Source organism: Tenacibaculum sp. DPLXC6 (genome assembly GCF_056815515.1).
Genome location: NZ_CP141806.1, coordinates 1,383,157 through 1,405,137 on the forward strand (window position 1 = coordinate 1,383,157; position 21,981 = coordinate 1,405,137).

Annotated in this window: 27 protein-coding genes and 5 tRNA genes; 13 read left to right on the forward strand and 19 right to left on the reverse strand. The window is 32.2% G+C overall.

The features are described 5' to 3' along the window. From rplK to VCM48_RS06245, 19 genes are all read right to left on the reverse strand, one after another. A complete protein-coding gene (gene rplK, locus VCM48_RS06155; protein WP_047790105.1) occupies positions 1 to 438 on the reverse strand; it encodes a 50S ribosomal protein L11 in 438 nt (145 codons plus the stop codon). Positions 439 to 503: 65 nt separating this feature from the next. Further along, positions 504 to 1,052: a transcription termination/antitermination protein NusG gene (gene nusG, locus VCM48_RS06160; RefSeq protein WP_099214163.1), complete on the reverse strand. Its 549-nt coding sequence runs from the start codon at positions 1,050 to 1,052 to the stop codon at positions 504 to 506. Between the two features lie 2 nt (positions 1,053 to 1,054). Further along, entirely contained in the window at positions 1,055 to 1,246 is a 192-nt protein-coding gene (secE, locus tag VCM48_RS06165) for a preprotein translocase subunit SecE (RefSeq protein ID WP_274640337.1), read from the reverse strand. 53 nt (positions 1,247 to 1,299) lie between these two features. Then, positions 1,300 to 1,372, reverse strand: a tRNA-Trp gene (locus tag VCM48_RS06170). A 58-nt stretch (positions 1,373 to 1,430) separates the two neighbouring features. Then, on the reverse strand, positions 1,431 to 2,618 hold the full coding sequence (tuf, locus tag VCM48_RS06175) for an elongation factor Tu (RefSeq protein WP_099214072.1): 1,188 nt from the start codon (positions 2,616 to 2,618) through the stop codon (positions 1,431 to 1,433). 75 nt (positions 2,619 to 2,693) lie between these two features. Beyond that, a tRNA-Thr gene (locus VCM48_RS06180) sits at positions 2,694 to 2,766 on the reverse strand. An 11-nt stretch (positions 2,767 to 2,777) separates the two neighbouring features. Beyond that, positions 2,778 to 2,850: transfer RNA gene (locus VCM48_RS06185), tRNA-Gly, on the reverse strand. 22 nt (positions 2,851 to 2,872) lie between these two features. Continuing rightward, positions 2,873 to 2,955, reverse strand: a tRNA-Tyr gene (locus VCM48_RS06190). 43 nt (positions 2,956 to 2,998) lie between these two features. Further along, a tRNA-Thr gene (locus VCM48_RS06195) sits at positions 2,999 to 3,072 on the reverse strand. A 97-nt stretch (positions 3,073 to 3,169) separates the two neighbouring features. Continuing rightward, positions 3,170 to 3,478 carry a ribosome hibernation-promoting factor, HPF/YfiA family gene (gene hpf / locus VCM48_RS06200; RefSeq protein WP_440122351.1) on the reverse strand — a complete coding sequence of 103 codons (309 nt, stop codon included), beginning with the start codon at positions 3,476 to 3,478 and terminating at the stop codon, positions 3,170 to 3,172. Between the two features lie 14 nt (positions 3,479 to 3,492). Then, positions 3,493 to 4,380 carry a tyrosine-type recombinase/integrase gene (locus tag VCM48_RS06205; protein ID WP_482272214.1) on the reverse strand — a complete coding sequence of 296 codons (888 nt, stop codon included), beginning with the start codon at positions 4,378 to 4,380 and terminating at the stop codon, positions 3,493 to 3,495. Positions 4,381 to 4,463: 83 nt separating this feature from the next. Then, positions 4,464 to 4,661 carry a 30S ribosomal protein S21 gene (gene rpsU, locus VCM48_RS06210; RefSeq protein WP_028892869.1) on the reverse strand — a complete coding sequence of 66 codons (198 nt, stop codon included), beginning with the start codon at positions 4,659 to 4,661 and terminating at the stop codon, positions 4,464 to 4,466. Positions 4,662 to 4,889: 228 nt separating this feature from the next. Beyond that, complete coding sequence (locus VCM48_RS06215) at positions 4,890 to 6,056, reverse strand: acyl-CoA dehydrogenase family protein (RefSeq protein WP_482271999.1); 1,167 nt, start codon at positions 6,054 to 6,056, stop codon at positions 4,890 to 4,892. Between the two features lie 31 nt (positions 6,057 to 6,087). Continuing rightward, positions 6,088 to 6,987, reverse strand: a complete 900-nt coding sequence (locus VCM48_RS06220) for a ComEA family DNA-binding protein (RefSeq protein ID WP_482272000.1) — start codon at positions 6,985 to 6,987, stop codon at positions 6,088 to 6,090. A gap of 12 nt (positions 6,988 to 6,999) precedes the next feature. Next, complete coding sequence (locus VCM48_RS06225) at positions 7,000 to 8,616, reverse strand: alanine/glycine:cation symporter family protein (protein ID WP_482272001.1); 1,617 nt, start codon at positions 8,614 to 8,616, stop codon at positions 7,000 to 7,002. An 88-nt stretch (positions 8,617 to 8,704) separates the two neighbouring features. Beyond that, a complete protein-coding gene (locus tag VCM48_RS06230) occupies positions 8,705 to 9,604 on the reverse strand; it encodes an SDR family oxidoreductase (RefSeq protein WP_482272002.1) in 900 nt (299 codons plus the stop codon). Next, on the reverse strand, positions 9,604 to 10,608 hold the full coding sequence (locus VCM48_RS06235; protein WP_274640343.1) for a potassium channel family protein: 1,005 nt from the start codon (positions 10,606 to 10,608) through the stop codon (positions 9,604 to 9,606). Before VCM48_RS06235 ends, VCM48_RS06230 begins: the two co-directional genes overlap by 1 nt. Then, positions 10,605 to 10,832, reverse strand: coding sequence for a PspC family transcriptional regulator (locus VCM48_RS06240; RefSeq protein ID WP_099214064.1), 228 nt, complete (start codon positions 10,830 to 10,832; stop codon positions 10,605 to 10,607). The genes VCM48_RS06235 and VCM48_RS06240 overlap by 4 nt, the downstream gene beginning before the upstream one ends. Next, the gene (locus VCM48_RS06245; RefSeq protein WP_482272003.1) at positions 10,832 to 11,680 is read right to left on the reverse strand and encodes a class I SAM-dependent methyltransferase; all 849 of its coding nucleotides are present in this window, start codon (positions 11,678 to 11,680) and stop codon (positions 10,832 to 10,834) included. Before VCM48_RS06245 ends, VCM48_RS06240 begins: the two co-directional genes overlap by 1 nt. Before the next feature lie 75 nt (positions 11,681 to 11,755). On the opposite strand from VCM48_RS06245, the gene uvrA reads away from it, so the two are divergent. The 13 genes from uvrA to VCM48_RS06310 all read left to right on the forward strand — a co-directional run bounded on the left by uvrA (position 11,756) and on the right by VCM48_RS06310 (position 21,855). Beyond that, on the forward strand, positions 11,756 to 14,581 hold the full coding sequence (gene uvrA / locus VCM48_RS06250; RefSeq protein ID WP_482272004.1) for an excinuclease ABC subunit UvrA: 2,826 nt from the start codon (positions 11,756 to 11,758) through the stop codon (positions 14,579 to 14,581). Positions 14,582 to 14,720: 139 nt separating this feature from the next. Further along, positions 14,721 to 15,404: a response regulator transcription factor gene (locus VCM48_RS06255; protein ID WP_099214061.1), complete on the forward strand. Its 684-nt coding sequence runs from the start codon at positions 14,721 to 14,723 to the stop codon at positions 15,402 to 15,404. Positions 15,405 to 15,522: 118 nt separating this feature from the next. Further along, positions 15,523 to 17,121, forward strand: a complete 1,599-nt coding sequence (locus VCM48_RS06260; RefSeq protein WP_482272005.1) for a vitamin K epoxide reductase family protein — start codon at positions 15,523 to 15,525, stop codon at positions 17,119 to 17,121. Positions 17,122 to 17,239: 118 nt separating this feature from the next. Then, positions 17,240 to 17,401, forward strand: a complete 162-nt coding sequence (locus VCM48_RS06265; RefSeq protein WP_482272006.1) for a hypothetical protein — start codon at positions 17,240 to 17,242, stop codon at positions 17,399 to 17,401. A 2-nt stretch (positions 17,402 to 17,403) separates the two neighbouring features. Continuing rightward, positions 17,404 to 17,607, forward strand: a complete 204-nt coding sequence (locus tag VCM48_RS06270; protein WP_482272007.1) for a hypothetical protein — start codon at positions 17,404 to 17,406, stop codon at positions 17,605 to 17,607. A gap of 54 nt (positions 17,608 to 17,661) precedes the next feature. After that, the gene (locus VCM48_RS06275) at positions 17,662 to 17,820 is read left to right on the forward strand and encodes a hypothetical protein (protein WP_482272008.1); all 159 of its coding nucleotides are present in this window, start codon (positions 17,662 to 17,664) and stop codon (positions 17,818 to 17,820) included. 15 nt (positions 17,821 to 17,835) lie between these two features. Continuing rightward, on the forward strand, positions 17,836 to 18,042 hold the full coding sequence (locus VCM48_RS06280; protein WP_482272009.1) for a hypothetical protein: 207 nt from the start codon (positions 17,836 to 17,838) through the stop codon (positions 18,040 to 18,042). Positions 18,043 to 18,053: 11 nt separating this feature from the next. Next, positions 18,054 to 18,245 (forward strand): hypothetical protein, encoded by a 192-nt coding sequence (locus VCM48_RS06285; protein WP_482272010.1) that lies wholly within the window; start codon positions 18,054 to 18,056, stop codon positions 18,243 to 18,245. Between the two features lie 229 nt (positions 18,246 to 18,474). Continuing rightward, positions 18,475 to 18,711 carry a hypothetical protein gene (locus VCM48_RS06290; protein ID WP_482272011.1) on the forward strand — a complete coding sequence of 79 codons (237 nt, stop codon included), beginning with the start codon at positions 18,475 to 18,477 and terminating at the stop codon, positions 18,709 to 18,711. Positions 18,712 to 18,736: 25 nt separating this feature from the next. Then, complete coding sequence (locus VCM48_RS06295) at positions 18,737 to 18,919, forward strand: hypothetical protein (RefSeq protein ID WP_482272012.1); 183 nt, start codon at positions 18,737 to 18,739, stop codon at positions 18,917 to 18,919. A gap of 43 nt (positions 18,920 to 18,962) precedes the next feature. Further along, positions 18,963 to 19,154 carry a hypothetical protein gene (locus VCM48_RS06300; protein ID WP_482272013.1) on the forward strand — a complete coding sequence of 64 codons (192 nt, stop codon included), beginning with the start codon at positions 18,963 to 18,965 and terminating at the stop codon, positions 19,152 to 19,154. 243 nt (positions 19,155 to 19,397) lie between these two features. Next, the gene (locus VCM48_RS06305; RefSeq protein ID WP_482272215.1) at positions 19,398 to 21,584 is read left to right on the forward strand and encodes a peptidase domain-containing ABC transporter; all 2,187 of its coding nucleotides are present in this window, start codon (positions 19,398 to 19,400) and stop codon (positions 21,582 to 21,584) included. A gap of 82 nt (positions 21,585 to 21,666) precedes the next feature. Then, positions 21,667 to 21,855 (forward strand): hypothetical protein, encoded by a 189-nt coding sequence (locus VCM48_RS06310; protein ID WP_482272014.1) that lies wholly within the window; start codon positions 21,667 to 21,669, stop codon positions 21,853 to 21,855. Positions 21,856 to 21,981 lie beyond the last annotated feature (126 nt).

The following is a 21,981-nucleotide window of genomic DNA, read 5'->3' on the forward strand; positions in this document are numbered from 1 at the left end:
TTAAGCAGGTGCATCACCTGTTACTGTTAATCCCATAGAACGAGCTGTTCCAGCGATCATTCTCATTGCAGACTCAACTTCAAAGGCATTCATATCTACCATTTTGTCTTCTGCAATTCCACGAATTTGATCCCAAGAAACGCTTGCTACTTTTTTCCTATTAGGCTCTCCTGAACCTTTCTTAATTTTGGCCGCTTCTAATAATTGTACTGCGGCTGGTGGAGTTTTTACAACAAACTCAAATGATTTGTCTGTATAAACTGTAATAACAACTGGTAATACTTTACCTTGTTTGTCCTGTGTACGAGCATTAAACTGCTTACAGAACTCCATGATGTTAACACCGGCAGCACCTAAAGCGGGTCCAACTGGTGGCGACGGATTCGCTGCACCTCCCCTAACTTGTAGTTTAACTAATTTACTTACTTCTTTTGCCATTGTTTAAGATTTAACGATGTGTTTAAATTGGAAGCTTAAACACTATCTAAATATAGGTGTAACTATTATATTTTCTCTACTTGCATATAGTTTAACTCTAATGGTGTTTTTCTTCCAAAAATCTTAACCATTACTTCTAACTTACGCTTTTCTTCATTTACCTTTTCAACAGTTCCATCGAATCCATTGAAAGGACCATCAATTACTTTTACAGTTTCTCCTACTGTATAAGGTATTGCGATATTTTCATCTTTAACAGAAAGTTCATCTACTTTACCTAACATTCTGTTTACTTCTGATTTACGCATTGGTACTGGATCTCCTCCTTTTGTTTCACCTAAGAAACCAATAACTCCTGTTACTGATTTAATTACGTGAGGAACCTCTCCTGCTAAGTTAGCTTCTACCATTACATAACCTGGAAAGTAAACTCTTTCTCTGTTAATTTTCTTTCCGTTTCTTACTTGAATAACTTTTTCTGTAGGAACAATTACTTGGTTCACAAAATCAGACAACCCATGACGAGCAATCTCAGTCTCGATATAAGTTTTCACCTTATTCTCTTGACCTCCAATAGCTCTAACCACATACCACTTCATCACCGAATCAGCCATCATTAAAACATTTTAAAGAAGTTATCTAACCCTGTTTGAAAAACCTTATCTATAGCTGCTACAGCTAAAGCAAATACAATTGTAAATGCTGCAACTACTACAGTAGACTTTTGAGCTTCTTCACGAGAAATCCAAGTCATGTTGGTATTTAATTCTTCAAAAGAATCTTTAATGTATTGTACAAAGTTACTCATATTTTATCCTTTTAACGAGTTGCAGTTTTCACCACAACTCGTTTTAGTTTTTGCACGGGTTGAGAGGCTCGAACTCCCGACACCTGGTTTTGGAGACCAGTGCTCTACCAACTGAGCTAAACCCGTATTTTAAAGGAGTCTCTCTCTAAAAAGAGACTCCTTATACTTTATTATTAAACTATAATTAGTCTAAGATTTCAGTTACCTGACCAGCTCCTACTGTTCTACCTCCTTCACGGATAGCGAACTGTAAACCTGTGTTTAATGCGATAGGTTGGATTAAGTCAACTGTAATAGTTAAGTTATCACCTGGCATTACCATTTCAACACCTTCTGGTAAGTTAATGTTACCTGTTACGTCAGTTGTACGCACGTAGAACTGTGGACGGTAGTTGTTATGGAATGGAGTGTGACGTCCACCTTCTTCTTTCTTTAAGATATACACCTCAGCTTTAAACTTAGCGTGTGGAGTGATAGAACCTGGCTTACAGATTACCATTCCTCTCTTAATTTGAGTTTTTTCAATACCTCTTAATAAGATACCTGCGTTATCTCCTGCCTCACCTCTATCTAAGATTTGACGGAACATTTCGATACCAGTTACAGTAGATGTTAATTTTTCATCTCCCATACCAATAATCTCAACAGGATCTCCAGTATTTACGATACCAGTTTCGATACGTCCAGTTGCTACTGTACCACGACCAGTAATAGAGAATACATCCTCGATAGGCATTAAGAAATCTTTTTCAGTATCTCTTGGTGGCTCTTCGATCCAGTTATCAACAGCTTCCATTAATTCTAAAACTGTATCAACCCACTTTTGCTCTCCGTTTAATGCACCTAAAGCAGAACCAGCGATTACAGGACCATTATCTCCATCATACTCATAGAAAGATAATAAATCTCTTACTTCCATTTCTACTAATTCTAATAACTCCTCGTCATCAACCATATCAACTTTGTTTAAGAAAACAACGATACGTGGAATACCTACCTGACGACCTAATAAGATGTGCTCACGAGTTTGAGGCATAGGACCATCTGTAGCAGCTACTACTAAGATAGCTCCATCCATTTGTGCAGCACCAGTTACCATGTTCTTTACGTAATCGGCGTGACCTGGACAGTCAACGTGTGCGTAGTGACGGTTAGCTGTTGCATACTCTACGTGAGAAGAGTTAATTGTGATACCTCTTTCTTTTTCTTCTGGAGCGTTATCGATTTGATCAAAAGCTCTCTGCTCAGAAAATCCAGCATCTGCTAATACTTTAGTAATTGCAGCAGTTAAAGTAGTTTTACCGTGATCTACGTGACCAATAGTACCTACGTTTAAGTGCGGTTTCGAACGATCATAAGTTCCTTTTGCCATGATTATTAATTTTAATTCTTAGTTAAATATATTTAGTGTTATTTTTAAACTCTTGTCAAATAAACTCTAAAATAGAGCCAACAACGGGATTTGAACCCGTGACCTCATCCCTACCAAGGATGCGCTCTACCAACTGAGCTATGTCGGCAACGAATTTAGAGCGGGAGACCAGGTTCGAACTGGCGACATTCAGCTTGGAAGGCTGACGCTCTACCAACTGAGCTACTCCCGCAAATTTGTTATTAAGTTTTTTGTGGGGAGAGCAGGATTCGAACCTGCGAAGTCGTAAGACAACGGAGTTACAGTCCGTCCCATTTGGCCGCTCTGGAATCTCCCCAAAAATCTTAATTCAAAATTTTAATGAACTTTTGTCCTTTTAGAGCCGATGGAGGGACTCGAACCCACGACCTGCTGATTACAAATCAGCTGCTCTAGCCAGCTGAGCTACATCGGCTTTTGTTATAAAAAAACAATCCGCTATTTCTAACGGACTGCAAATGTAAAAAGTAATTTTTAATTTTTAAAACTTTTTTAATTATTTTTTATCGTTTTTACGACACTAAGGCATCCTTTGATTTTTCTTTTGATTTTTGTAACTGTCTTTTTAAAGATTCAACAGATACACTAATTCCTTCTTCAAAGGTTTTAGTTTGTTTTTTTACGATTAATTCATTTCCAGGTATATTAATTTTTACTTCAGTTATTTTGTTTTCCTTTTCACTCGTTTTTTGCACTTTCAAAAACACTTCTGCATCAACGATCTTATCATGAAACTTTTCTAATCCTCCTACTTTTTTCTCAATGAAGTCTATTAGTTTTTGGTCTGCTGAGAAATTTACTGATTGCGTGAATACCTTCATAATTCTTCGATCTTTTAAGTTGACTCTCTAGGATGAGCCTTATTATACACTTTTTTTATTTGCTCCAAGCTATTATGCGTATAGACTTGGGTTGAGGCTAAACTTGAATGCCCTAGTAATTCTTTAACCGAATTTAACGACGCACCGTTATTAAGTAAATGTGTCGCAAAAGCATGCCTTAATATATGAGGGCTTTTTTTTGCTTTTGTAGACACCCTACTAAAGTACAAATTTATTATTCGGTAAACAAGGGTTTCATAAATTTTAACTCCTTTTTTAGTTACAAAAAGCACCTCCAAATCCACCTCTTTAATTTCTCTTTTTTGCCTTAAATATTCTTGTAAAGTTTTATATACTGACGGCAAGATTGTTACATACCTTTCTTTATTTCTCTTTCCTAACACTTTTATTATTTTACCAGTATGATCTATATCTTGTTCTTTAATACTTATTAATTCAATTCTTCTCATTCCAGTTGAATACAACATTTCTATAATCAACCGATCTCTTACTGATTCAAAATCGACACCTTCTCTTATTAGTTCTAAAACTTCTTTTACTTCATTTTGATCAAAAGGTGTTTGTATTTTCTTTTGAACTTTTAACGCTTTGTGACTTGATAACGGGTTTGTTTCTACCTCTCCTATTTTTTGTAAAAACTTATAGAAGGTTTTTAACGAACTTACCTTCCTATTCACACTTCTATTCGATACATTAGCATTAACCAAACTAACAATCCATGTTCTAATTTGATTGTAATGAACACTCTCTAAATCCACTTGATCAAACTCAACCTCGCAAAAATCTTTAAATGCAATTAAATCTGTTTTATATGCTTGAATTGTATTTTTTGAATATTTTTTCTCAAATTCTAAATATTCCAAGAAAGCTTCTATCAGCATCATTAACTTTTTTTATTAATTGAAGGTACAAAAAAAACCTGTATTGACATCAATACAGGTTTTTATACTTTTTAGGACTATTACTATCCTACTTCTTCTTGAGTTCTTAATCTCTGAACGTAAGATGCTTTAATCATTTGAGCACGTTTTGCTACAGATGGCTTAGTAAACTGCTTTCTGTTACGTAACTGCTTCATCGTTTTTGTACGATCAAATTTACGCTTATAACGTTTTAACGCTCTATCGATATTCTCTCCTTCTTTAACTGGAATGATTAACATATTTTTGCACCTCCTTTCATCGTAGTATATATATTTTAAAAAACCGACAACAAACAGTATATCAGTTAATTATATTGTTTTATTAGATTTTGGACGGCAAAGATACAAAGTATTCTTTAAATTAAAATTATTTTTTTCTGTTTTCAGTAAAAAAATAAAAAATCCTGCATACGCAGGATCCTTCTTTTAATATATTTATCAATAATCATTGTTACAAAACAGAAACCATTAAGTAGCTGGTCTATACTCCTTCTTATCAATCACCATTTTTGCAATGATTTCTTTCAAGATCTCTGAAGTACCTCCTCCTATTGGTCCTAATCGACTATCGCGTAATAAACGTGCCATCGGATACTCTTCCATATAACCATAACCTCCTAGTAACTGTAAAGCGTCATATATAACCTCATCTGCCATTTTAGTAGACAATAGTTTACTCATACTTGCTTCTTTTACAACGTAAATACCATCATTTAAACGTTTTGCTATAGAATAATTGTACTCTCTACACATATCTACTCTACTTGCCATTTCCGCTACTTTATGACGTAAAGCTTGAAACTTATCTAATGTTTTTCCAAAAGCTTCACGTTCACTCATATATTGTACTACATAATCTATAGCATATTCAGCACGGGCATGAGCGTTAATTCCCATAATCAAACGTTCTAATGCAAAATGCTGCATAATATAAGGAAATCCTTTCCCTTCTTCTCCCATCAGGTTTTCAGCAGGTATCACTACATTATCAAACGCTATTTCAGCAGTATCTGAAGCTCTCCATCCTAACTTATCCAATTTAGTTGATGATATTCCTGGAGTATCTCTATCAATAATAAAAATACTCATTCCTTTATGTTTATCTTCTGAGTTTGTTTTGGCTGCCACTACTAAGTAATCAGAATACACTCCATTTGTAATAAAGGTTTTTGATCCGTTAACTACATAAGTGTCTCCTTTTTTTATTGCGGTAGTACGCATTCCTGCCACATCACTTCCTCCAAAAGGTTCTGTAATACATAAACACCCTATCTTATCTCCTTCAATGCTTGGTGTTAAGTATTCTCTTTTAATTCGATCGTCTCCTTCTTTGTTAACATGGGTCATCGCTAAATATGCATGTGCCCACATGTTCGCTGCAAAACCTCCTGAATTAATTTTCTGCAACTCTTCTAAAAAGATAACAGTGTAAAAAAGGTCTAATCCTAATCCTCCATATTCTTCTGGTTGATTTAAACCAAAGTACCCCATTTCACCGAATTTCTTCCAGATAAAACGCTCTACCGTACCTTCTTTCTCCCATTTATCTATATGAGGAACTACCTCTTTTTGTAAAAAATCTCTAAAACTCTGACGAAAGGCTTCATGCTCTTCGGTAAAGTACATACTATTCATAGTGGTTTGTTTATTAAATTTTGTTGTTTGCTTATTTTGCTTCCAAATATAAGATTATTCTATCGTATTTATTTAACGGAAAATCTTTAATATTTCTTAATTCTGATATATCTTGTAATTCTGCTACTTCGTCTCTGTATTCTAAAATCTCTTTACACAATTCATAGTTTATATATGGATTTTTCAACACCTCTTTAAATTTAGCTGTATTTATATTAACTTTTTTAATAGTTGGTTTTTCTATTACAATAAAGGTTCGCATAACCCTATCTGCTGTAACTTTATCTAAACCCCAAACTTCATACAGTTGTTTAGATAACGAATATCCTTGTAGTTTATTTCTATACTTTACAATTCGAGAAGATAACACTTCCCCTACTCCACTAATAGTTTCAAAATCTTGTTGAGTAGCTTTATTAATATCATTTGTAGAAACCTTATACTCCTCATTATATGTATTCTTCTTAACTGAGTTTGCTTTTGTTATACTTCTCTTCTTTTTATTTTCTTTTTTTACAACCCAATCTGGAAATTTAAAATACGGAGCTATTTTACTCAATAAACTGTCAGATATTTTTGTTACTTGTTTAAAGTCTTTAGCAGAATTAATCCATTTGTTTTGCTTTCTATAATTATGTAACCTATCAATTTCCTCTATTGACATTCCTAATTGATAGCCTTTAAAATCTGTTATATAATTTGGGTTGAATGGATACAGTTTAGGTTTTCTTTTATTCTGCTCTATTCTTTTCAAACTATCAATAGTATTCTGAAAAGCTATCAACTCATTTTTATTTAAAGCTTGTACTTTTTCTGAAGAAAAATCTACATAAGCATACACAATTTGCAAGAAAACTATCGCAAACAATAAAAAGAAAACCCCATTTCGTTGGCGTTTGTTATACCAGAAATGGGGTTTAAATATTTTCATTGACTCAGTGTTTTACATATGTTCTGTAACATCAACTGCACCATCTTCTATTGCTTCTTCTTTCTTATTGATTGCATTCATGTATTTAGACAGTTCTTTTTTAATTACTGGTGACAGCATTACCACACCAATAATATTTGGAACTACCATTGCAAAAATCATTGCATCTGAAAAATTAATTACAGCTCCTAGACTAATAGACGCTCCAACAACTACAAAGAATAAAAATAAAATTTTATATACTAAATCTGTAATTTTTCCTTTACCAAATAAAAACTTCCAACCTTGCATACCATAATAAGACCATGATATCATAGTTGAAAAAGCAAAAAGGATTACTGCAATTGTTAAAATAACTGAAAAATGAGGAATTACCGAATCGAAAGCTACTGCGGTTATCTCTACCCCTTCCTTAATTTCAACTCCGTATTGCATAAACTGACCATCGAAATTGGTAATAATAATTACCAATGCTGTCATGGTACAAATAACAACGGTATCTACAAAAGGTTCTAACAAAGCAACAATACCTTCACTCGCTGGATACTTGGTACGAACTGCTGAGTGTGCAATTGCTGCTGAACCTACACCTGCTTCATTAGAGAACGCTCCTCTTCGAATACCTTGAATCATAACCCCAATTAAACCTCCCGCGATTCCTAATCCAGAAAACGCTCCTTCAAAAATTAACCCAAAGGCATCATCTATCAATGTAAAGTTTGCAAATAAAATGATCATAGCTGCTAAAACATAAATACCAGCCATAAAAGGAACTACTTTTTCAGTTACCGAAGCAATTCTTTTAATACCTCCAATAATTACTACTGCTACTAAAACAGCCATTACTAATCCAAAATATAACCCTGCATTAGAACCTGTTAAATCAAAAAGCTTAGTGAATTGAGCTGCAGCTTGATTAGCTTGAAACATATTTCCTCCCCCAAAAGAGCCTCCTATAACAAAAACAGCAAATAAGACTGCTAAAACCTTACCTAACTTGCCAGCTCCCTTTTCTTTAAGACCTTTTGTTAAATAATACATTGGACCTCCATATACTACTCCATCTTCATCTACATCTCTATACTTAACCCCTAAAGTACATTCGGCAAACTTAGAGGCCATCCCTAACAACCCTGCTAATATCATCCAAAATGTAGCCCCTGGACCTCCTATTGATAAAGCTACTGCCACTCCTGCAATATTCCCTAAACCTACTGTGGCAGATAATGCTGCTGTTAAAGCCTGAAAGTGAGACACCTCACCTTCTGCTGAATCATCTCGAATGGTTTCAAAAATATCTCCTCCAGGAGTTTGATCTCCATATAGAGTATCTACCCCATGCTTTTCAATATCTTCATATTTCCCTCTTACAACTTGAATTGCAGTCTTAAAACCTACAAAATTGATAAATTTAAAATACAACGTAAAATATACCGCACCACCTACTAAAACGATTAACACCCAAGGTATTTTAAAGTTTTCTGAAAAAGGAATCTCATAAAATATCGCATCAACAAACCACCCTGTATAATCTTTAAAGATTGAGTCTATTTTTTCTGTTGTACTTTCGGATGCAAAAGTGAACATTGGTGCTAAAGTAAGAAGCAACGTCAGTATTCTTTTATTCATGATTTGTATGATTAGATTTTTGAATTAGTAGCCCGCAATATCATAAAAAAATGTACTTACAACAAGTTTTCGTTGTTAAATATAGTTTTTACGTTAGCTTTTCTTTAAATTTTTGTAAATCTTCTTGAAATGATTTTGGGTTTAAACCTAGATATTCCCTTGTTTTTATTAAATCAAAGCCAGTTATTGCTGGGCGTTTAGCTCTTTGACATAGAGTAGCTGTAGTAATTGGCTTTATTAGGTTTTTATTTAACTTAAAAACTTCTGCTATTTGCTGTGCTATTTCATAAATACTCAGCAAAGTATTCGACGACACATTAAAAACTCCAAGTGCTCGCTTATCAATTGAAAGCTTGCATGCTAGTGCCAAATCTTCGACATAAGTTGGCATACGAAACTGATCATTTACTATCGTTATTTCTTTTTCTTCTTCTAACATTTGTTTTACCCATAATACTATATTATTACGAGACATATCATATACTTTTCCATATACTAGTATCGTACGTAAAATAGTGTAATCTATTGTAGATTTTGTTAAAACCTCTTCTGATTTTAGTTTTGAAATCCCATAATGACTTAACGGATTTGGAACGTCTGTTTCTTTATATGGACCGTTTTTACCATCAAAAATAAAGTCAGTAGAAATATGAATTAAATGGGTATTATTTTCTTCTGCATAGTTTTTTAGGTACTGAACGACACCTATATTCAATTCATCACAAGCATCTTGATTTATTTCACAAGCATCAACATTTGTCATTGCAGCTGTATTTACAATAACATCTGGCTTGTATTCAGTTAATTTTTCACGAAGTAACAATTCATCTGTAATATCTATCGAAACATAATCAAAATCACTTCTTCCATTCCTATTCTCTCCTCTAGAAAAACCTATTACTTGATATTTTTCTTTCTCTTCTAATAAAAGGCTTACTAAAGTTTGCCCAAGCAAACCATTGCTTCCAGTTACAACAACTTTCTTCATTAAAAAATTCTTCTAAGCGTTTCTATTTGTTCTGGTCGACCTAAAACGATTAAATTCCCTCCTGCTTCTAATTTTACAGATGCTTCTGGATTAATGATATAGTCTTTATCAGGTGTACGATATCCAATCACTGTGCATCCTGTTTTTTTTCTTAAATCTAAGTCTAAAATTGTCTTGTCAATATATTTTTCAGGTAAACCATTAATAGCTACTTCCTCTAAATTTGCAGTAGTTTCTCCTTCTATAGTTAGCCTATCAACAAACTCTATAACATCTGGAGTTACCACTAAAGACGCCATGTGTGAACCTCCCAACTTATCAGGCATAATTACATTATCTGCTCCTGCAATTTTCAACTTACTATACGAAGTTTCTTTTGATGCTCTACTTATTATTTTACAATCTTTATTTAATTGTTTTGCTGTTAACACTACAAACAAGTTATCGGCATCAGAAGGTAAAGCAATTATTAAATTTTTAGCATTCATAATACCAGCTCTTAACAATGTTTCGTCAAGCGTTGCGTCTCCTTGAATAGTTAACACTCCTTTTTCATCCAGTTGTCTAGCTATTCCCTCAAACTTTTCAACTACAACTATTTGCTTCTTGTAATTTTTTAATTTTGAAATAGCTTGTTTACCATTTCTTCCGTAACCACACACAATTGTGTGACCTCGTAATTGTTCTATTTGTTTTTGCACTTTTTTTACTTTTAGTTGATGAAAAAATTGCCCACTAATTAAATATTCTGAAAATGAAGAAACCGCGTAACCAAAAATAAATAAACTAGATATTATTAGCCCTATAGTAAATAACTTTTCACCTGTACCAAAAGGGTGTACTTCACCAAAACCAATAGTACTTATGGTTATAATTGTCATATATAAGGCATCTATTAAAGAGTACCCAAAAAACACTATATAACCCAACATTCCTACTGAAACAATTAGTACAGAATAAGTTATAGCTTTATATAATCTTGACTTAAATACGGTGTTTATCATAAATCGAAAACAGAAGTTCTTTTAGTGTAAATCATATCCTTTAAACGCAGTAAAAATGCCATAGTTAAATACAAACCGAAAGACAAACCTACTGTTACAAATGATATGTATATAAAAAACAGACGTACATTGGTAGCTCGCATACCTAAACGGTCTGCAAACCTAGAAGACACGTTAAAACCATGTCGTTCAAAAAAATGCCGTACAGAATGGATAAATTTCATTACACTATTTTTTTCAAGATATAAAAATTCTCATTTAAAATTAAATCTTTTTCTAACTTCACTTCATTATTATATTTTTCTGAGAGACTAAAATAATCTTGATGATTTAACAAATCATAACTTTTGTTCTCAACATAAAAATCATCTTCGATTGTTTGCCAATCTGATGCTTCAGTTTTCACCATTTCCTTATTACAAAAGTCGAGTAATTTTTTAAACCCTTTAGATTTTTTTAAATCTTTTTGAAATGAAGCACTTCCTATATAATCTCCTTTTCTTTGTAACATCAAGAAAAAATCAAAAAGTTTATCGGTATCTTTTCTTGACAGAAAAAACAATACTCCCTCTATTAAAACAAATGAAGTTTTGTTTTTTACAATAGGTTTTATTCTTTCTAGTAAATCCTCAACATAATCTTCACTAAAATCAACTCCTACATAATAAATTGTTCTATTTGGTAGTTCTCCTTTTTTTTGAAATTCTTTTATTCTCTCTTCCTTATAATCAATAATTTCTTTTTTATCAATTTCAATATTGATTATACTTTTATCCAACAAAAACGGATACATACTAAAACCTGATCCAAAATTAACAACTACGGCTGGTTTTAACCTTTCAATCTCCTCTAGAAAAAACCTATTTCTTAAACAATGAGCTGAAACTTCTTCTTCACAAACGTTATTAAGATATTTTTCCACTAACTCGTCAGTCCGAGAATTATTCCAAAGCTTTGCATACATATCTCTACTTAACTCAGCATTTAAAGATCTAAATGTTGATGTAACAAACGCTGTTTCATGTATTTCTATTCCTAGGCCACTCATTAATACGCAAGATACTATTTTCAACTTATTTGTTAACAATGGTTACTTTAAAATAAATTTGGTTTTGGTAACTTTGCTGTTTTTGGTAAAATCCTCACTTTGAAAGAACAAGAATACATAGAAGTTTACGGAGCACGCGCTCATAATTTAAAAAACATTGATATTAAAATTCCTCGTGAAAAACTAGTTGTAATTACTGGTTTGAGTGGAAGTGGAAAGTCTTCTTTGGCTTTTGACACCATTTATGCTGAGGGACAACGTCGTTATATTGAAACGTTTTCTGCTTATGCTCGTCAATTTTTAGGTGGATTGGAGCGTCCTGATGTTGATAAAATCGACGGACTTTCTCCTGTAATTTCTATTGAACAAAAAACTACTAATAAAAGTCCACGTTCTACAGTAGGTACTATTACTGAAATTTATGATTTTCTCCGTTTATTATTTTCTCGAGCAGCAGATGCATACTCATACAACACAGGCGAGAAAATGGTTAGCTATTCTGATGAACAAATTAGAAATTTAATCTTAAAAGATTTTGACGGAAAGCGCATTGCTATTCTTGCACCTTTAATTAAATCAAGAAAAGGACATTACCGTGAATTATTCGAACAAATTTCTAAACAAGGTTTTGTTCGTGTTCGTGTGGATGGTGAAATTCGTGAGATTGAAAAAGGCATGAAACTCGATCGTTATAAAACACACGATATAGAAGTGGTTATTGATCGTTTAGTTGTAAATGACACCGCAGAAAAACGTCTAGAAGAAACTATAAAAACTGCTTTATACACTGGCGACAATATCTTAATGGTGATTGATGTTGATGATGAAAAACCACGTTATTTTAGTCGTGAACTTATGTGTCCTACCACGGGAATCGCTTACCCTAACCCAGAACCTAACACTTTTTCGTTCAATTCACCAAAAGGAGCTTGTTCTAAGTGTAATGGACTAGGAATTACAAATGAAATAAATCATCAAAAAGTAATTCCAGACAGTAGTATTTCTATTAAAAATGGAGGAATAGCTCCCCTAGGCGAACAAAAAAATAGTTGGATTTTCAAACAACTTCAAACTATTGCTGAACGTTATAATTTTAAGTTAACCGACCCTATAAAAAGTATTCCAAAAGAAGCTATGGAGATTATTCTTCATGGCGGAAAAGAAAAGTTTGAAATACAGTCAAAAACTGCTGGTGTTACCAGAAATTATGAAATTGATTTTGAAGGAATCATTGCCTTTATTGAAAATCAATACAAAAACTCAGAAAGCACTTCCATAAAACGTTGGGCTAAAGGTTTTATGGATGAAGTTTCTTGTTCTTCCTGTGATGGAAAGCGCTTAAAAAAAGAAGCACTTCATTTTAAAATTACCGATAAAAATATTAGTGACTTAGCGCAAATGGATGTGCTAGAATTAGCCAGCTGGTTCAAGAATGTAGATAAAAAACTATCAGAAAAACAATTAACTATTGCTGCTGAAATTTTAAAAGAAATACGCACTCGAATTCAGTTTTTGTTAGATGTAGGACTAGATTATTTAACATTAGACCGTACATCAAAATCACTTTCTGGTGGAGAAGCACAACGTATTCGACTTGCAACACAGATAGGCTCACAACTAGTTGGTGTTTTATATATTTTAGATGAACCTAGTATTGGTTTACATCAACGTGACAATCAAAAATTAATTGATTCTCTTATCAAACTTCGTGATGTTGGTAATTCTGTTTTAGTTGTTGAACATGATGAAGATATGATCAAAAACGCTGATTTTGTATTAGATATTGGCCCTGGTGCTGGTCGCCATGGTGGAGAAATTGTTAGTGAAGGTAATTTTGACGATTTAAAAAGTCATGACACACTTACTGCTGATTATTTATCTGGAAGAAAAGTAATTGAAGTTCCTAAAAAACGTCGCGAAGGAAACGGAAAAACGATCTCTTTAAAAGGAGCTTCTGGAAATAATTTAAAAAATGTTTCTGTTGAGTTTCCTTTAGGTAAAATGATTTGTGTTACAGGTGTTTCAGGTAGTGGTAAATCTACTTTAATTAATGAAACCCTTTACCCTATTTTAAATGCTCATATTTATCGAGCAGTTAAAAAACCGATGCCTTATAAAAAAATTGAAGGTTTAGAACATATTGATAAGGTAATTGATATCGATCAGTCTCCTATTGGTAGAACTCCTCGTTCAAACCCCGCTACTTATACTGGAGTGTTTAGCGAAATACGAAGTTTATTCGCAAAAACTCCAGAAGCTTCAATTAGAGGCTATAAACCCGGTCGTTTTAGTTTTAATGTAAAAGGTGGTCGTTGTGAAACTTGTCAAGGAGGTGGTGTTCGTGTTATTGAAATGAATTTCTTACCAGATGTTCATGTAGAGTGCGAAACCTGTCAAGGAAAACGTTTTAATCGAGAAACATTAGAAATTCGCTATAAAGGAAAGTCTATTTCTGATATTTTAGAAATGACAATTAATGAAGCTACAGCATTTTTTGAGCATATTCCTAAGATATACAGAAAACTAAAAACAATTAAAGATGTTGGTTTAGGTTACATTACACTCGGACAACAGTCTACTACTCTCTCCGGTGGTGAAGCGCAACGTATTAAATTAGCTTCAGAACTTTCAAAAAGAGATACTGGAAATACTTTTTACATTTTAGACGAACCAACTACCGGGCTTCATTTTGAAGACATTCGTGTATTAATGGATGTTTTAAATAAATTAGCAGACAAAGGAAATACTGTATTAATAATTGAGCATAATTTAGATGTTATCAAACTAGCCGATTATATTATAGATATAGGTATGGAAGGTGGTAAAAAAGGCGGTAAAGTACTGACTTTTGGGACTCCTGAAGAGGTTTCTGAACACAAAAAAAGCTACACTGCGAAATTCCTAAAAAAAGAGTTAAAAAAATAAAATTACAATATTTCTCATTAATAGATAGTTTATTTTATACATATTTTTTTTGATTTTAAATTAGTTTATATAAATTTATGAGCTGATTTTTTGAATAAAAGAATCAATTAAATAGTATTCCCCCCGAAATTATTTAAACATGAGAAAAGAAAAACAATCTGCCTTATTAGCGGATAATTGCCCGCTTATTTGCGAAACGTATAAGAACATAATATCTAAAATAGCTAGATTAAACCCAAATTTTAATTTTAACACGGACATTACCTATAATTGTAATGGAGCTTACGATATTATAAAAAAGACAATTGAAAAAGAAACCTCTCTAAACTTTGTTGTTTTAGATTTAAAACTTTCACCTGCTAAGAACAGAAAAATTTTATCTGGTGAAGATTTAGGCCTTTTAATCAGGAAACTACTACCAAGTACAAAACTTATTGTTTCAACTGATTGTAATGACAACTATAGAATTCACAATATATTTAAAAGCTTAAACCCTGAAGGTTTTCTTGTTAAAAGTGATCTAACTTCAAAAGAGTTAAAAAACGCTATAAAAAATGTAACAAACAACATTCCTTATTATAGTAAAACTGTTTTAAGCCTTTTGAGAAAAGAAGTTTCTAATAACTTCTCTATTGATTCAATAGACCGACAAATTCTATACGAACTTTCATTGGGTTCTAAAATGAAAGACATGCCTAATTACATACCACTTTCTGCAGCTAGTATTGAAAAGCGAAAACGACATTTAAAGAAAATATTTAACGTTAAAGCTAAAGGAGACAGAGAGTTAATATTAGTAGCCAAAGAAAAAGGATTCATTTAAAAAAATAAAAACTACGGTTTTTCCATACTTTTTTTATGTTTTTTTTTACAAAAAAATAATTATCAACATATAGCTTTGGGAAGATTTAAAATAGCTATCCTTAAAAACTTATTTACTTTTGAAAGACACATTAATCAATTTAGTACAAAAATTACTTAAGAAAAATAGTATTTCTTTTGACAAAGAAGAATTAGCTTTTCAAATTCAAAGCCATCCTTCTTACCCTAGTTTACATGCAATTACAGGAGTTTTAGATCATTTTAATATTGAAAATGTTGCTGCTGATGTTCCTGTTAACTCAGAAACTCTTTCTCAACTACCCGATTGTTTTATTGCTCAAATAAACAGTGAACATGGTCAAGATTTAATTGTAGTAGAAAGAAAAAAGTTAGATTACATAATTTACGATTCTGAAAACAAAAAAACAAAACTAACAGAAAGTGAGTTTCTAAATAAGTTTACAGGAATTATTGTTGCTGTTGAAGAAACTGAGGATTATCAAGCTTCTAAAAACAACTCCAAACTGGTAAAAACTATTGGTTTTTCTCTACTTGCTGTTTTTGCTTTATTTTTTGTTTTTAACAATTCAACTTCGTGGTATAACACTTTTTATTTCTTATTATCGATAACAGGAATTGTTATTAGCATTGCGATCATAAAACAAGAACTTGGATTAAAAACCTCTATTGGTGATGCTTTTTGTTCTGGAGCTGATGATAAAAAAGATTGTGACGCTGTATTAACTTCAAAAGGAGCGGAAATTTTAAAAGGATATAAATTAAGTGACTTTAGCATGCTTTATTTTATAGGATTATCTCTTTTAACTTTTACTCAAATTTCTAACCCTGTAATTTCATATACTATTAGTTTACTTGCTATACCTATTACTCTATACTCGCTATATTATCAATATGCAGTAGTAAAAAAGTGGTGTCTTTTATGTTTAAGTATTGTTGGAGTGCTTTGGTTACAAGCATTAGCTCCTGTATTAACAAGTAATTACATTAATACTTTTATACTTAGTGATTTTGTTACCTTAGGCCTCGTTGCTTCTTTTACTTTGTTAGCTTGGAGTTATATAAAGCCTTTGTTTACTGAGGTACAAGAGCTTAAAAAAGAAAAAATAGCAAGTGTTAAATTTAAAAGAAACTACGCTCTATTTGATAGCCTTTTACAGAAGTCGCCTCAACTTGATACTCAATTGACCGATAGCAAAGAAATCGTTTTTGGTAACCCAAACTCTAATCTTGAGATAACAATAGTTACCAATCCTTTTTGTGGGCACTGTAAACCTGTTCATGCTCACGTTGATGAAATCATCAAAAGGTATCATAACAATGTAAAAATTAAAGTAAGGTTTAATATAAGTGTAGAAAATAAGGATAGTGATGTTGTTAAAATTACTAGTAGGCTCATAGAAATATACAATACCAAAGGAGATAAGGAATGCCTCATAGCTATGGATGCCATTTATGAGGGACAAAAGCCTGCTGTTTGGTTAAAAAAATGGGATGAGTGTACTGACAAAGAAGCCTATATTTCAGAACTCGAAAAAGAAAAAAATTGGTGTACAAAAAATGCGATCAACTTTACTCCGGAAATTCTAATAAACGGGAAATCATTCCCTAAAGAATATAACAGAACTGATTTAATATTATTTATTGAAGATTTAGAAGAGAACTCGCAAACTTCTAATATTTCATTAAAAACAGCATAAAAAAAGACAAAGCCCTAAAAAGGGCTTTGCATTTTGAACAAAATTCTCTCGCGAAGAATAGACACATTGGTGAGTGTCTTTAAATGTTCGCCGCAAAAGTAACCTTAATATTTTAATTATGAAAAAACAAATTCTAAATTTAGGTAAAGCTTTAAAAAAAGCGGAACAAGCTCAAATTAACGGAGGTAGGATGCAGTGTGATACTAATGGAGATCGCATATGTGAAGACTTTGGATGGAAATGTGCTGAAACTTACTGTCGTCTATTAATGCCTTTATAGTTATGAAAAAACAAATTTTAAACTTAGGAAAGCTTTTAAATAAAGTAGAACAAAAGCAAATTCAAGGAGGAGCTCTTAGGTTTTGCCGATGTGATCGCGAATGTGGCAGTGGGTATCATTGTTGTAGCTACAGATGTTATGCTATTGATGCTCCTAACTACCCCACAGGAAACTGCCCTCCTCTTATGTGTCCTATTCTAGAATAAATTATTAATAAGGGTACTGATTAAAAAGATTATTAACTAAATAGTAACTCAATTATGAAAAAATCAATTTTAAACTTAGGAAAAACTTTAAATAAGGCTCAACAAACCCAAATTAATGGTGGTAGAAAAATGTGTGATACAAACAAAGACCGGGTATGTGAAGATTATGGAGACCACTGTGCTGAATTATATTGTGTCTTCGGACCTTTTTAGATAAAAAATTTCAAAATGAAAAAATCAATTTTAAATCTAGGTAAACATTTAGATACAAGAAGTCAAAAGGCAATTAATGGTGGTCGCCTAAAACCTACTAAATGTTGTGATCCTGCATTACAGTGTTGTACTACAAGTTATGCAGCTATTAACAATCCTAGCTGTGGAGGCAATTATATTTCAGGCTGTCAATATCATCCGGCTACAAATTGTTGTATTTAAATTTTAAATTTATGAAAAAACAAATTCTAAATTTAGGTAAAGCTTTAAGAAAAGTGGAACAAACTCAAATTAACGGAGGTAAAGTGCAATGTGACAATCATTACCAATGTGGAAATGGGTATTGCTGTAATACTGCTGGATGGTGTCAGTTATTTGGTGATCAAGGAAACACAGGATTTTTATGTGATGGTAGTATAATTTAACTAAATTAATTATGAAAAAATCGATATTAAACTTAGGTAAACCTCTAAATAAAACAGAACAAAAAGTTATTCTTGGAGGTTTAGACAAATTCAAGTGTTTAGTTAACTATGGAGATCCTAGATGTTGTACTGCTGAAGAATGTGGGAATACTGGAGGGATTTGGTGCCCTAGTTGTGGAGGTTATGGTACCTCTAATAATTGTGCTTGTTTTTAATAAAAACTAAAATTATGAAAAAAACAATTTTAAATTTAGGAAAGTCTCTAAATAAAATAGAACAAAAATTAATCAATGGTGGAGGAGCTGTAGGTTTTTGTGACGGTCAAGGTAATTGTCCATCAGGTCAATATTGTGAAGGCATATATTGTTATATAGATGATGGAGGTAGTAATGACCCTGGCGGCAACAACTGCACAGGTCCTTGGGAATTTTGCCCTAATGGAGGAATAAGCTGTACAGGGTGTTAATTAACCAATATAAAAAGCTAATATCATGAAAAAATCAATTTTAAACTTAGGTATTGTTTTAAATAAAACAGCACAGAAACAGATTAACGGAGGAGCTATACTTTGTGAAAATCATCAAGATTGTCCAGGTGGTTATGGTTGTTGTTACTCTCAAATGTTATGTAGAACAGATGACTACTTCAATAACGGTTGGTGTCGTGGTCAATAGGTTTTTAACTCTAAAAAACTTAATTACTTATAAACAAATAATTATGAAAAAAACAATTTTAAGTTTAGGAAAGACTCTAAGCAAAAGCAATCAAAAACAGATTAATGGAGGGTCAGACCCAGGAAACTGTAGGTATGACAAAGGGTATTATTGGCATCCAATTGAAAGATGCTGTTGGACAGATCAATATAATTGTTGCTATGGCACTCCTGAATGCCCTGCCCCTTACCTATAACTTAATAATTAATAAACTCATAACCTTAAATTAAGGCAAGGATAAAAAAAGAATAATATTAAATCACTGAGCTATATTTTACCATACTACCCTTCTTGAGGATGGGAAAAAAGATAATTATTATTTCAGTAAAACATGTATAATACAAGTGCTTTTTTAATTATATTATTCTTAATAATTTTTAATAACTAGGTTGGAAAGTGTATATTTCTAACCTAGTTATATCATATATCAAAATTGAACTTGAAGAAATTCCCAAATTACAAACAAACTGAAGCAAAAGATTGCGGACCTACTTGTATAAAAATCATAGCTAAACACTATGGTAAAACCATCAATACTCAACAATTACGAAAATTAAGTGAAACAACCAGAGAAGGAAGTAGCTTACTCGGCTTAAGTGAAGCTGTCGAGTCTATAGGTTTTAAGTCTTTAGGTATAAAATTAGCTTTTAGCAAACTTAAAGAAGCTCCTTTTCCTTGTATAGTTCACTGGAATAAAAACCACTATGTAGTTCTTTATAAAATAAAAAAGGACACGGTTTATATTTCTGACCCTGCTCATGGCCTAATCACTTTTACAAAAGAAGAGTTTATTCAACATTGGATTGGTAACAACGCTGACGAAAACACAGAGGAAGGAATCGCTTTGTTAGTTGAGCCAACACCTAAGTTTTATCAAGAAGAGTTTGAAGAAGATGAAAAATTTGGATTCTCATTTATTTTTAAATACTTATACAAATACAAGAAGTTTATAGTTCAATTAATAATAGGACTTCTTGCTGGTAGCTTATTACAATTAATCTTACCTTTTTTAACTCAAAGTGTGGTTGATGTAGGTATTAAAAATCAGGATCTAAATTTTGTATACCTTATCTTATTTGCTCAACTATTTCTTTTTATAGGAAAAGCTTCTCTAGAAATCATTCGAAGTTGGATTCTACTACACCTTAGTACACGTATTAACATCTCCTTAATTTCTGACTTTTTTATCAAACTAATGAAACTACCTATTTCTTACTTTGATGTAAGAATGACTGGAGATTTATTACAAAGAATAAATGACCATAAACGTATTGAACGGATTTTAACCACATCTTCTTTAACTGTGTTATTTTCTTTTTTTAATCTTATAATTTTCAGTTTAGTTTTAGGTTACTACAGTTTACAAATATTTGGAGTTTTTGTATTAGGAAGTGTACTTTATTTTGGTTGGGTATTGTTCTTTTTTAAAAAACGAAAAGAACTAGATTATAAGCGTTTTTCTCAAGTAAGCCAAGAACAAAGCAAGGTTATTGAGCTTATTAATGGAATGCAAGAAATTAAACTCCACAATGCTGAAAGACGCATGCGTTGGAATTGGGAATATGTACAAGCTCGTTTATTTAAAGTGGCCACCAAAAGTCTTGCTTTAGAACAAACCCAAAGCGTGGGATCTAACTTTATTAATGAGCTTAAAAACATGTTCATTACCATACTTTCAGCAAAACTAGTTATAGATGGGCAAATTACTTTAGGTATGATGATGGCTATTAGCTATATAGTAGGTCAATTAAATGGACCTATTACACAGCTAATAAATTTTATGAGAGATATACAAGATGCACAAATTTCTTTAGATAGACTAGGTGAAATACATAACATGGAAGATGAAGAAAAGCCTAGTGATGAAAAAGTAACTACCATCCCTGAAAATGCTTCTATAAAATTAAATAACATTTCATTTAGATACACAGGTGGTTTAGAACCTGTTTTAAAAGATTTATCTCTTGAAATTCCAGCCAATAAAACAACGGCAATAGTAGGTGTTAGTGGTAGTGGTAAAACCACTTTAATGAAGTTGCTACTTGGTTTCTATCAAGTAGACCAAGGAGACATTATGATAAACAACTTCAATTTGAAAAATGTATCGCAAAAAGAATGGAGGAGAAATTGCGGAGTTGTGATGCAAGAAGGTTACATCTTTAATGATTCTATAGCTAAAAACATAGCTGTAGGTGAAGATTATATTGATAAAGAAAAATTAGCTCATGCAATCGATGTAGCAAACATTGGTGATTATATTGAAGGCTTGCCTTTAGGCTACAACACAAAAATAGGTAGTGAAGGAAACGGATTAAGTACAGGTCAAAAACAACGATTATTAATTGCAAGATCTGTTTACAAAAATCCGAAATTCTTATTCTTTGATGAAGCAACTAGTGCTTTAGATGCCAATAACGAAAAAGTTATCATGGGTAAACTTAATGAATTTTTTGCCGACAAAACAGCTGTAGTAATTGCACACCGATTAAGTACTGTAAAAAATGCCCACCAAATAGTTGTACTTGAAAAAGGAAAAATTATAGAAAAAGGAAGTCACGAAGAACTAATTAATTTAAAAGGAAGTTACTACCATCTAGTTAAAAACCAACTAGACTTAGGTAAATAAAATATTCTCTCGCTAAGGATCGACACAAACCTTGAGTGTCTTTAAATGGTCAAGGATTTTTATCAAATTTTAAATTATTAAAATGAAAAAATCAATTTTAAACCTAGGTAAAAACCTAAACAAAGCAGAACAGAAAAATATATTAGGAGGTAATGCAGATGATGGTGAGTTATGTAGCGATAACTGTATAGTTGGAAGCTATTGTTCTCAAGGAGGAATTTGTGTACCATCAAAATGCCCAGGACCTTATGGAGACTGTTTAGTTTATTAAAAACTATGGTAAGCATTATCAAGATTTAAAAACATTAATCATCAAAAATTAATTTTAAACTTAGATAAAACTTTAAACCAGACTGAACAAAAAATAATTACTGGGGGTTATTCTTCTCCTAAAGAA